This is a genomic window from Bacillus sp. PK3-067 (genome assembly GCF_056738645.1).
This window is the reverse complement of sequence record NZ_CP096491.1, coordinates 97463-109375: the sequence shown is the minus strand read 5'-3', so window position 1 is coordinate 109375 and position 11913 is coordinate 97463. Positions and strand designations below refer to the sequence as shown.

Sequence of the window (11913 nt, the reverse complement as noted above, 5' to 3'; positions counted from 1 at the left end):
AAATACGCTATTCTTTTTGTAGAATCATAGGAAAGGATGGCGTTTTTGTATGTCTATTTCTGTATCTGATGAATTACAACTATTTGCTCAAGAGATTCAAAGTTTTTTATCGCCAAATACCTTACGGGATCTTGCTCGAGATGTTGGTTTCGTACAACGAACCAGTAAGTACCAAGCAAAAGATTTAGTGGCTTTATGTATATGGATGAGTCAAAATATCGCTACAACCTCTTTAACTCAGTTATCTAGCTGTTTAGAGGTATCTACAGAAGTACTCATCAGTCCGGAAGGACTGAATCAAAGGTTTAATAAATCAGCCGTTCAATTTTTACAACACGTATTGACTAACCTTTTAAATAAAAAACTAACTTCATCTATGCGAATTTCTTCTCCATACACCTCTGTTTTCAAGCGTATTCGTATTTTAGATTCAACTGCATTTCAGCTTCCAGATATATTTTCATCCATTTACCCTGGGGCGGGAGGATGTAGCCATACTGCTGGGATGAAAATTCAACTTGAATATGATCTATTAAGCGGACAATTCCTACATATCCATACAGATCCAGGTAAACAACATGATCGAACCTATGGCTCTCTGTGTGTCCCAACTGTAACAGCGAATGATTTGTGTATCCGAGATTTAGGGTATTTTCACTTAAAAGATCTTCAACATATACAAGATAAAAAGGCTTATTATATCTCTCGTATTAAATCCAACACACGTATTTATCAAAAAAATCCCAACCCTGATTATTTTCAAGATGGAAGAATCAAAAAAGGTACGGAGTATATTCAGCTAGATATGGAGGTCTTAATGAATTCTCTTCGGCCAGGTCAAACATATGAAATATCCGATGCTTATGTAGGAATGACGGATAAAGTATCAACTCGTGTGATTGTTCATCGATTAACAAAAGAACAACAACAAAAACGATTACAGGATCAAACTGTAAAGGAAAAAAAGAAAGGAATGAAGTATTCTGCTCGTAGTAAACGACTTAGCGGTATCAATGTATACATGACCAATATCTCTACAGATATTGTCCCGATGGGACAAGTACATGATTGGTACTCTTTACGTTGGCAAATTGAGATTTTATTTAAAACATGGAAATCATTCTTTCATATTCATCATTGTAAAAAGATAAAACGAGAACGATTGGAATGCCATTTGTATGGGCAACTGATTGCCATTCTACTCTGTTCGTCTACTATGTTTCAAATGCGACAATTACTTCTTATGAAAAAGAAACGAGAACTGAGTGAATATAAGGCCATATATATGATTAAAGATTATTTTCTTCTTATTTATCAAGCTACACAGAAAGACACCCAAGAACTATCAAAGATTCTCATTCGCCTGTTCAACCTCCTACAGCAAAACGGGAGAAAATCTCATCGATATGAGAAGAAAACAGTCTTTGATATATTAGGAGTCGTTTACAATTGTACCATGTCTAATAATCAAGCGGCTTAATTCAAAAAATGAAACCCGTTAGGGTTTATTTGGTATGCATATCTTTAAATTCTCTACATGTATCCTCTAGAAAAAAGAAATAACCTCTACTATAAGTGATGTTATATTTTCTTAGCTTGATAGCAATGGGGTAGCACCATCAAAACGAGAATCTCGTAGGCTAAGCAAAATTTTTATAAAGAAAAAGCCGATTTCCCTATAAATTAAGGGCATCGACTTTTGTTCATATTCTATTACTTAATCAATTTCTGACATAAAACTTATAATAATACAATTACTTTTACTAACTAGAAAAGGGGGCATACTGTACATTTTAAAATATCAATTAAGCACTAATATTTTGTTTATGCACTGTTTCACCTTTATGGGAAACATAACTGTGGACTATCATTCCTAGCATTATTACAAACATGCCACACCAAGATAAAATAGAGGGGAATGAAGAATGTAATAAGATTAGTTCTCCAATAACAGCAAAAAGCACCTCCATAGATTGTGTTGCTTCAACGGTTGCAAGTTTCTGCATATCTCCTTTAACCATATCAGTAGCTTTAAAAAATAAGATAGTTGCAATTACACCAGAGCACATAGCAACTAAAATAGATTGCATAGTTTGCTCCTTACTCGGTATTCCTGCTGTAAAAAGACCGTACAAGGATAGTAAAAACCAAAACGGTAAGCTAGCTAATGTCATTCCAAGGACACGTTGATAAGTATCTAGACGATCTCCACAAACCTCCATCATCTTACGATTCCCGAGTGGATAAGCAAAAGAAGCCACAATAACAGGGATAATACCTAACATAATATCTTTTACAGCAAGCGATTTTGCTTGTTCCATTTGCATAAGGAAAATACCAAGAAGAATAATTAATGACATACTCATACCCTTGATTGGAATTTTTCCTCTTTTCTTAATAATTCCATCTGGTGTTTGATAAGTTTGGATAAAAAGAGGAGCTAACAAAGATCCTGATATAATAGTAACTTGCCATGTTCCCGCAATAATCCATCCTGGTGCATGTGCAGCAGCAAAACATAATGGAGCATAAAATAGACCAAAACCTACAAAACTCCATAAAAACCATGCACTTAAATCCTCTCTCATAACTTGTAATAATATTTTTAATTTTTTTCGACTCATAACAAGAAGTAAAAGGAATGGAAGCATAAAAATAAACCTTAATGAAGCACTCCATATCCAGCTACCACCTGATAATTCCATTGCTCGATTTAATATAAATGTGAAAGCAAAAAAGAAAGCAGCACATATACCTAAAAATATAGGGCGTAAATTTCTCATCTCAATCTGCCTCATAAGTCATTAATTTCTCAAGACTTAACCAGTTTTGTTCTACAAGATGCGCTGTTGTTTCTTTATCTTTATTTTTGCAAGCCTCTATAATTTGCTGATGTTGTTCTACTGACTTTAGACCATTTATAGAAGTGAACTGAGAAATTTCGAGACGTTGAATCTTAGATATACTTCGTTCTAACGCACGGATGATTTCAGGATTTCCTGCCACATCTAAAAAAACATTGTGGAATAACTCGTCAGCTTCAATTGCTTTTATAATATCTTTTTTCTCAATAGATAATAGTAAAGCCTTATTACTAAACTCTAATTCCTGAATATCCGACTCTTTTAACAATGGTACTGCTAAACGAGCAGCTAACGAGTGTAAAACTGCTACCACAGTAAATGCGTGTTTCGCCTCCTCAATATTTAATGGTGCAACACGAGTAACTGAACCAGGAATAGATTCAACAAGTCCTTCATCCTCAAGACGCTTCAACGCCTCTCTAACTGGAGTACGGCTAATTCCAAATTCTTCTGCTAACTCTTTGTCATTTAAACGTTGCTCCGGTTGCAGCTCTAATGTAACGATTGCTTTTTTCAAAGTTAGATATACTTCATCTCTAAATGACATACGTTTAATGGGTGTAATAATATCTTTTTTCATAAAACCAATATATCGGATATTGGTTTTATGGTCAACTATAATTTTTCAATAAAATATACTCCATTATCAAGTTCTAAAAACGACCTTTTTGAAACTTTATTAATTTTTAATGAAACTAATAGAAACGTAGTCAAAAAACAGTTCCAAAACTCATTCCTAAAAACAAAGTACCATATCAAATACAAAATATGGTTTATGAAACCTTCTTAAAGTACGGTAAAGCAAAGTTTTTTACCTTAATAATTCCTTAGCGTATGAAATTCGCGTTTTGTTGGCGGGACCCCATCGCTATCAAGCTTAGGTTTTACACTACCCCTAAAGCAAAAAACTCCCCTTAATAGTGGGGAGTTTTTTGTAGAATCTGCAACAGAAAAATTATATTATAGACTAATTTTAAGTATTACTTATATAATCTAAATTCACAGTTGTAATTTTCTAAAGGTTATTATAAGATACATGTTTTTGATTGACTAAAAAATCATCTATCTCACTAAATTCTAATGTTTTATAATCCCTACGTACTCCACTCTGCGTGAGTTGACTATCAAACAGATTTGGATAAGCTACAACCTGTTTATTGAAAGAAGTATTCTGAATTAGACTGATACATTTATCTATTTTTATCGGTTCTGTAAGTGGAATTTTTTTTGCTAATTCACTGTATTGATCATTCTTATTGTTTTTCATCGGTATAGCTAAATTTACACACGTAGGGAAATTCTCATTACCTAACTGGATTGACAAATCATTATGTTCAATTTGCTTAGAGATATACGCCACCCCTTCCACACCTAGCTCCGTTAAACATTGCATAATCAGTTGAGAAACAATATACTCACTTTTAAATACTCGGTCCCCTTCAATGACTTTAAAAGATGTTGCCATTACAAGTGGAAATAACTCTATCATACTCATAGCATATTCTTTATGTTCATTTCCCATTGTAAATCCACTAACTATACCTTGGGTAATAGCTAAGTTTAATACTCTTAATTCTTTGGGCAACGTATAAGATGAAATATGTAACTCATCATATCTTGGTTTATTTAACTCTAGCCAACATACATATGAAGTAGCTCCAAAATACATACAAGGAACCCCAGCGATACTAAACCGTTGTGTGGATACTAATCCCCTTTTATTAAATGGGATATGTAAAAAGTCTTTTCTACTAAACTCCTTCTTACTAACCCTAGCTCTAAAAAATGATAGCGGGGCAGCTGCTATTTGATCAAAGTAGCTATTTGTAGAAAACCGTGTAACGCCCCTTAAGGCAGGCGAATCATCTAAATTAGATATTATATAATCATCATCTTTATATCTACTTAGCATATTATAAATTATCTTTCTTGCTTCATATATATTAGCATCGTAGTAGACTTCAATTGCTTTTAATATATCTTCTATGTTATCTTCAGTCTTCATTTTTGTTTCTTGATCTATTAGGAAGCTATTTTTGATTTGCTTTAGATATTGACCTAATAATGCTTTTAAAGTGGGAAGATATTGAAAGTCTTCTCTAATAATAATGGGTAACTGATAGTTTTGTAGAATCAGAAAAGATCTTTCATATTCTTCTTTCAGTTTATTTTTTATATCCACCATATCTCCTCCTTTACTTACTCCATTATTTATTAATTTTAGTATCCTCTGTAGTGCTCCTTACTCTTTACTAATTAATTAGCACCTCTTTCTATAAATTTAAAGAGATACTCGTATGCCCCACCTCTCATAATCCTGAAAATAGGTACTTCAAGGAATTCATTTAGTATAACAGTGGAATTTAAACCAGAATCTTTTACATCTGTAATTATAAATACTTCCTAATCGGATGCCGATTTAAATAATTGTGATTCTAATTCACTTTTTGAATTAACACCAAAGTAATTAACCGGTTTTGGCATATCCAAATCCATCTTCACTAATTGGCCAATCGGATAACTAGATTCTCCATTTAAATTTTGATATACCTTCTTCCCTCTTATGTGTTTATTCTTTTCAGTAATAGTAAACATATTTCTTAAGTATCTTTATCAATAAACTAATTACTCATCTCACTTATATAGCTAAATATGTACTTTTTATACTATAAATATTAACACAACTAAGTTTTAATGGTTGTAATAATGTTAGGAATGATAACACATAGTTAATGTTTCCCATAAGGAAGAAATGAGGCATAACCAAATTTTTAGTGTCTAAATGATGATTTAAAATGTATAGTACGAAACTTTTTAAGTTAATATAAGTAAATTTATTACTTTTTTAGAGACATATCTTTCCCTACTTTAGCTCCTTTACAATACAAACCCATGCTATATTTTAAATTAATTGAAATTTGAAAGTTCACTAGATTGGAACATTCAATTGGATCAAACTATGCTAAAATAATTAATGCAAGCGGTCAACCTTTCAATGAATGCGTAATGGATTGTGTTTCAATTTAGTGTTTGATCTTCATTACCCACAAAAAAGCCATTACTAAAAGTGAAGTGTACCCCTTATTCAGATAAATAGCATGATCACTAAATTGAATATACTGAGGAACTCCTTCTGTTTTTTCTGCTAGATTGATAACCTTTGAATTTTATATATTGTTTAAAGAAATAATTATCGTGACTCCTAATTTAATGCGCCATCATCTCGTGCGCAATATCATGTCCATTCATATCCGATGGGTAGTAGGTAGGCCAGTGTATGACTTCATCCAATAAAGCTTCACGATTGTCACCCCAATACAAGTGGTAGTGATCAGCTTTATTCGGATAAATACCATGATCACTAAATTGAATATACTGAGGAACTCCTTCTGTTTTTTCTGCTAGTTTAAATATGTATCTTACACCTCTATTCCCTGCATCATATGTCAAAATTTTGTATCCATCATAGATATACTTACCAGAATTTTCTTCTTTGTTTTTGTAGAATGTTACAGTATCTCCTTGAATCACGATACGGTTTACCTCTGTTTGATATCCTTCATTATAATACTCCTTATATTCTTTGGCTGACATTTTACCTTTATGTTTCGCTTTGTATGCAAATACCTCATCAAGCGTTCCATCTTGTAAATATGGATATACCGATTGCCAGTCTCCTTTCCAATCGGAGAGTGGTCGATCCTTCACTTGGTTGTCTTCAAAATATCCTTCATAAATTCTTTCTGTTGCTTTGTCATAAGCATGACTATGATTATGACTGTGATTGTGTTCATTTTCATGTGTATGAATTTCAGTTGTTTGCTCTTGCTTTTCAGAAGGCTTTTCTGCAACTGATGCGAATTGTGTTGCTTCTTTTAAAGTATTCACGTTTTCTTCCATTAAAGTGAAGTAATCTTTATTATTCTTCGCATCGTCTTCAGAAATAGTAGCAAGGTGATTTAAGCGTAAAATTTTTGTACCAGTTTCTTTCTGAATAACTGATGCTACTTTTGGAGTAGAAAACGTTTCGAATAAAATGTATTTTAGACCGTATTCTTTAACTGTTTTTGTAATTTCAGCAAGTTTTTTTTGAGATGGTTCATCAGAAGCTGAAATACCAGAAATAGGAATTTGTTTCAAACCATAGCGTTGTTCCCAATAGCCATAGGCAGCATGAGAAACTAAAATTTCTTTCGTTTTTGCATTTGCTACAGCAGTTTTAAATCGATCGTCTAAATCTGTAAATTTATTTTGAAGTGCTGCAAAATTCTTTTCGAATTCTTGTTTATGATCAGGCTGTAATTCTACAAGAGCATTTTTGACTTTTTCAGCTTGTTTCATCGCTAGTATAGGATCTAACCACACGTGTGGGTCTTTATCGTGATGATGTTCAGCTTCTTTATGTCCATCTCCATGATCATGATGTTCATCTTCGGTTGCGGCACGCAGTTCGATTCCTTTTGATGCATTTACAATTTTAACATTTTCTTTTTGTAAGGTTTTTTCCATTTTTTCAGCAAACGGTTCTAATTCTGCACCGTTATAAATGAATAAATCAGCTTTTGCAACTTTCACTGTTTGTTTTTGGCTTGGTTCAAATGTATGAGAATCTGCACCAGGAGGGTAAATTGCTTCAATATTTACATAGTCTCCACCAATTTTTTTTGCGAAATCAGCAAGTGGGAAAATAGTTGTATAAACAGAAAGTTTCTCATCTTTTTTTACTGCACTTTCTTTTTTATTAGAACATCCAGCAAAAATTAAAGTGAAAATAAGTAGGCATGAAAACATAGTTAATTTTTTTGGCATGAAATTCTCCTCTTTTCTTTTTTACAAGTTTATTTCCTCCAATTCTATGAAGAAAATATCGTTCTGATACAAAACGGAATGATTACGTTTTAGTTTGCGAACCTAGTATAATACATCTTTTTGAAATTCGCAATAAATAATAATCATTACGATTTACCTTTTTTATAAACTTATAAAAAAAATGGTATTAGTTTTTAGTATTTTTTTTTGCCTGTCACATCGTTATATCAAGCTAAGAAAGGTAAATGCCCCCAGAACGAAATTTTGTGCTAACTTGTAGCAAAAAAGCTCATTTTTTCGTTTTGGGGTAATTCTGAATTCTTAAGTTGATGGGCATAGGGTAGCACCAACAAAATGCGAATTTCATACGCTAAGCAATTTTTCACATAGAAAAAGCCGATTTCCTAAACGCTAAGGGATAATCAGCTTTTTAAGGAATTTAGGTGAGATACATATAAAAAATGGATTTTAGCATAGATTTTATTCTCATTAGAGTATCTTTCTATTTCAAATACAGTCTCATCGCCATTAAGTGAAAAGCCCGTTGTTTCTTAAAATATAAAGTGAGCTAAATTTTTAGCATAAACAAATAACGCAGCACGTGTTGCTTACTATAAGTAACATGTTTAATATCCCTTTCTAGCTTGCTGGCCATAATACTTCCCTCTAGGGTTGCGATAATAAAGGAAGCTACCGCCTTTGTATCGATATCCGGTTTTAACTCCTTGTTCTGAATCCCTTCTACTATAATCCCTTCAATCATATTAAGAAATGTATAGAAAACTTCAAGTGCCTTTTCCCTTAACAGTAGATTCGTATCATCACTGTCTACAGCAGTATTCAGCAAAGGACATCCCCCTTTTATTGGTGGATTATTTATTACATCTTCATATACATTAAAAAAAGCACCAACCTTTTCTAATGTTGTGTTAGCATTGCGTATCGCCTCAGAAAAATGTTGAGAGACAGTATCAATCGCATATTCAAATGCCTCTAAAGCAATCTCATCTTTACTTTTAAAATTACGATAAATCCCCCCTTTTTGTAGCCCTGTAGCCTCCATAATGTCATTCATCGAACAGCCAGCATATCCTTTTTGATTAAACAGTTCTGCCGATTTTAAAACAATGTTTCTTCGTGTTTGTTCACCTTTTTGCATAATATCCTCCATTATTATTGTTGAAAAATTGTAATATGTTTTAGTTGTACATTAACATATAATAAGTTACCTTAAAAGAGACCGTTCAGTCTCTTTTAAGGTGAGAGTAGAGTTTCTAAAAGGAGAGGGTGAGAGAGTTAGTATTTGATTAGCACGTAACATTCTTATCATGCTATTGATATCTGACATGGATTTATTAAAAAACAATTAAAACTAAGGAGGAAATTATGCGTAACATTATTATTCCAGATAGTAAAGTAGCAAAAGAAGCTACCCAATTGATTTACGAGATTTCTCCAGAATTTCTTTATAATCATTGTTTACGGACATATGCTTTTGGTGATGCATTGGGAAAAAAATATGGATTTAAATATGATCAGGAGTTATTTTATCTTGCTTCTATCTTACATGATGTTGGTCTTACAGAGTATGTATGTTGTAAACATTCATTTGAATATGAAGGTGCTGATCATGCAGAAAAATTCCTTCATTCCCATGGTTTTTCACAAGATAAAATTGATGTAGTACGTGAAGCTATTATTCTACACACCTCGGAAATTGCTAAAGAAAAACAACCAGAGATTGCTTTAGTTCATTTCGGGGCGGGAATGGATGTAGTTGGTTTACGTATAGAAGATATTCCGGAGGAAACATTCAATTTTATAATTGAGGTTTATCCTCGATTAGGTTTCAAAAAATCTATGATTGAACTTATTAAATATGATTCCAATCTAAAAAATACACAGCAACAGTCAAATAATTTGAGTTCTTCTATGCTTCGTATGGGGTTTTCAGATTGGGTGATGAATGCTCCTTTTAAAGATTAGAGAATAAAGAATTAGAATGTCATGGAGCTTAGGAAGGGGTACAGACCGCAAAACGGGAAAAAACACGCTATGCAAAAAACTAACCTCTTCAAAAGAGGCTAGTTGACGTAAAATTCATTATCGGTAGCAAGGAAAAAGGTGGAATCCTTACTCTCAGAAGGAATCCACCTTTTTATTTTCTATAAAGCTCTTCATCTTTTTATACATTCCTATTATGGCGCGGTTTTAGGTTTCTCGTTTGTTACTGTTTTAGCCCAAAAACTGTATAAAACCTTGCATACTCTTAGCGTGGTTTTTTTCAAAAATGCTGCCGGTACCCCGAGTAAAAGCAACTATATTTTATACAAAACTTTAAACAATGTATCATGCAATTCTTTTTTTAAGTTCTCATCTGATACTACATACATGTGATCTACGAATTTAGTAATTAAGTCGAAGTTATAAGCTAATTTAAAAAGAAATACATCTAGATCTAAAAGCATGCCCTTCATATGAACAAATAAAGGTAAAACATATGCTAAGATTTGATGATTCCCTTTTTTATAAGCTCTAGCAATGCGATGGTTTCCATCGATAATGACTCCCTTGTAATTGTTATTTGCGACAGGGTGCTGGGCTATTATAATAGGTTCATTATTTTCTCTATTCATATCAATTGTATTTAAATTCACATCATTATTTAGTGCTTCATCTAAAAAGTTGTCTACAATGAGTGTGTTTGGAATAATTTCGTTTTCTCGAATGAGTTCTTTTAATTTTGGAATATCCCAAGTTAAGTAATAGTAACCCAATTCTTTCCTTTCTCCGTAGAAAAACGGCTTTGTAAAACATTGATTATTTATTTTCGAAGAGATATCTTCAGAGGAGTATTTCTTCAAAATTTCTTCGAAAAAACTTCCAAAACTCCACAATTTCTGTTTGTGCGCCCGAATAACCTTTTGAATTTTAGGATAATCAGATAATTTTTTTGATGAGTCATTTAAATATCTATCCAAATCACAGTAAACTAACTTTTGAAAATTTGTAGTTGTATCCAACATACTGAACACCCCATTTTATATTAATATCCTAATTTTATCAAAAATTCAAAATAAAACATATTTTTATGATGGTATTTTTAGGGTACAAATTCAAAAAAAAACGAATCGTTTTCATATTTATTAAGTGTAACTAGAAAACTATATGGTAATTTGGATTCAACCTCATTATTATCCCATGCCTAAAAGCGATGAGCTTTCTCGTTTGAAAATGGTTGTAATTAAATTTCGATAATAACTTGTGTTCAGTTATCTAGATGTTAATAAGTCTAAAATAGATAACTTATCATCTTCATAATAAAAACCAAGTATAATTACTTGGTTTTTATTTAAAATATTTAATTTTCAATGTTAGCTTGTGTATGATCACAAAATTCTGTTGGAAAACCACGATCATCTGTACACCATGATTGCGATTGAAAAGCTAAAAAGATAGCAACCCAGTGATTGTCGTTATACTGGATTAAAATCCCTCCATCATGGTATATCCCGTTATCTCCTGCGTGATCTTTTATTCCTGGAGGTTTATCTTCATTTCCTTGGTTCATATGGACATTATGCATACCCTTTACTGGTTTGAAACCAAAAACTTTATCTTTTTTTTCTCGCTTATTAGAAAATTTTGAGCCGTAGATATATATTGTTGCTTCTTCATTTATAGCTTTTGGGATGTACTTATTAAATAAATCGTGTAAATCATTATTTTTACCTTTGAGATCAGAAGGTAATGTTTTCATCTTAGCGGGATCAAATAATTGGCTACGTATATAATCTAGTGCGATTTCTTTATTATTTTCATCAATTGATTTAAAGCCATTATCCATGGTAGGAAGAATTGTAATTGCTGATGCATCAAATTCTTCATCTACTAAATATAAAAGTTCTGGTTGCTCAGCAATAGATTGTACATTAACAGCAATGCGATATTTTACATTTTCTTCACCAATCATAAGAATCTGGTAATGAGGAGATTCTAAATCATCTCTTTCCTCTTCTTTGTCAATTGCAATTCCTTTTAATACGCCATAATGTTCTACAGGCATAGTTGTACCTCCTAATGATAAATTCTCACTCAAGTTATTGTTTGCGAAAAGTTTATATATATATTCTTTTTGTGTCTTGGAACTTTAAAGAAATATATATAATCAATTTTCAGCATTTATTTGTGTATGATCATAATCTTTTATCGTTTTCCGACAGAAGACTTCTTCCTCAAA

The 11913-nt window shown here is 32.2% G+C and carries 8 protein-coding genes and 2 pseudogenes; 2 read left to right on the top strand and 8 right to left on the bottom strand.

What is annotated here, in order from left to right:
- Window positions 1-49 precede the first annotated feature (49 nt).
- Entirely contained in the window at window positions 50-1480 is a 1431-nt protein-coding gene (locus M1D73_RS28310) for an IS4 family transposase (protein WP_166572503.1), read from the top strand.
- 325 nt (window positions 1481-1805) lie between these two features.
- Here the strand turns inward: M1D73_RS28310 and M1D73_RS28305 are convergent, their stop codons facing one another.
- The 6 genes and pseudogenes from M1D73_RS28305 to M1D73_RS28280 form a co-directional block, all read right to left on the bottom strand.
- Window positions 1806-2783 (bottom strand): DMT family transporter, encoded by a 978-nt coding sequence (locus M1D73_RS28305; protein WP_208105325.1) that lies wholly within the window; start codon window positions 2781-2783, stop codon window positions 1806-1808.
- 1 nt (window position 2784) lies between these two features.
- Entirely contained in the window at window positions 2785-3444 is a 660-nt protein-coding gene (locus tag M1D73_RS28300; protein ID WP_166572505.1) for a GntR family transcriptional regulator, read from the bottom strand.
- Window positions 3445-3879: 435 nt separating this feature from the next.
- The gene (locus tag M1D73_RS28295; RefSeq protein ID WP_243341280.1) at window positions 3880-5049 is read right to left on the bottom strand and encodes an RES domain-containing protein; all 1170 of its coding nucleotides are present in this window, start codon (window positions 5047-5049) and stop codon (window positions 3880-3882) included.
- A 1022-nt stretch (window positions 5050-6071) separates the two neighbouring features.
- A pseudogene (locus tag M1D73_RS28290) lies at window positions 6072-6701 on the bottom strand (metal-binding protein ZinT); the annotation flags it as partial.
- Window positions 6702-6728: 27 nt separating this feature from the next.
- Window positions 6729-7673: pseudogene (locus M1D73_RS28285) on the bottom strand (metal ABC transporter substrate-binding protein); the annotation flags it as partial.
- A gap of 568 nt (window positions 7674-8241) precedes the next feature.
- Window positions 8242-8832, bottom strand: a complete 591-nt coding sequence (locus M1D73_RS28280) for a TetR/AcrR family transcriptional regulator (RefSeq protein ID WP_166572508.1) — start codon at window positions 8830-8832, stop codon at window positions 8242-8244.
- Window positions 8833-9059: 227 nt separating this feature from the next.
- On the opposite strand from M1D73_RS28280, the gene M1D73_RS28275 reads away from it, so the two are divergent.
- Window positions 9060-9659, top strand: coding sequence for an HD domain-containing protein (locus tag M1D73_RS28275; RefSeq protein WP_208105327.1), 600 nt, complete (start codon window positions 9060-9062; stop codon window positions 9657-9659).
- Window positions 9660-9991: 332 nt separating this feature from the next.
- On the opposite strand, the gene M1D73_RS28270 is transcribed toward M1D73_RS28275, so the two are convergent.
- Entirely contained in the window at window positions 9992-10699 is a 708-nt protein-coding gene (locus tag M1D73_RS28270; RefSeq protein WP_166572509.1) for a hypothetical protein, read from the bottom strand.
- 335 nt (window positions 10700-11034) lie between these two features.
- Window positions 11035-11739: a DUF2278 family protein gene (locus tag M1D73_RS28265; protein ID WP_166572510.1), complete on the bottom strand. Its 705-nt coding sequence runs from the start codon at window positions 11737-11739 to the stop codon at window positions 11035-11037.
- Between the last annotated feature and the right edge of the window lie 174 nt (window positions 11740-11913).

Coding starts and splice junctions, on each gene's coding strand:
- M1D73_RS28305 (WP_208105325.1), bottom strand. CDS start 2,783: ATGAGAAATTTACGCCCTATATTTTTAGGTATATGTGCTGCTTTCTTT.
- M1D73_RS28295 (WP_243341280.1), bottom strand. CDS start 5,049: ATGGTGGATATAAAAAATAAACTGAAAGAAGAATATGAAAGATCTTTT.
- M1D73_RS28280 (WP_166572508.1), bottom strand. CDS start 8,832: ATGCAAAAAGGTGAACAAACACGAAGAAACATTGTTTTAAAATCGGCA.
- M1D73_RS28270 (WP_166572509.1), bottom strand. CDS start 10,699: ATGTTGGATACAACTACAAATTTTCAAAAGTTAGTTTACTGTGATTTG.
- M1D73_RS28265 (WP_166572510.1), bottom strand. CDS start 11,739: ATGCCTGTAGAACATTATGGCGTATTAAAAGGAATTGCAATTGACAAA.
- M1D73_RS28300 (WP_166572505.1), bottom strand. CDS start 3,444: ATGAAAAAAGATATTATTACACCCATTAAACGTATGTCATTTAGAGAT.
- M1D73_RS28275 (WP_208105327.1), top strand. CDS start 9,060: ATGCGTAACATTATTATTCCAGATAGTAAAGTAGCAAAAGAAGCTACC.
- M1D73_RS28310 (WP_166572503.1), top strand. CDS start 50: ATGTCTATTTCTGTATCTGATGAATTACAACTATTTGCTCAAGAGATT.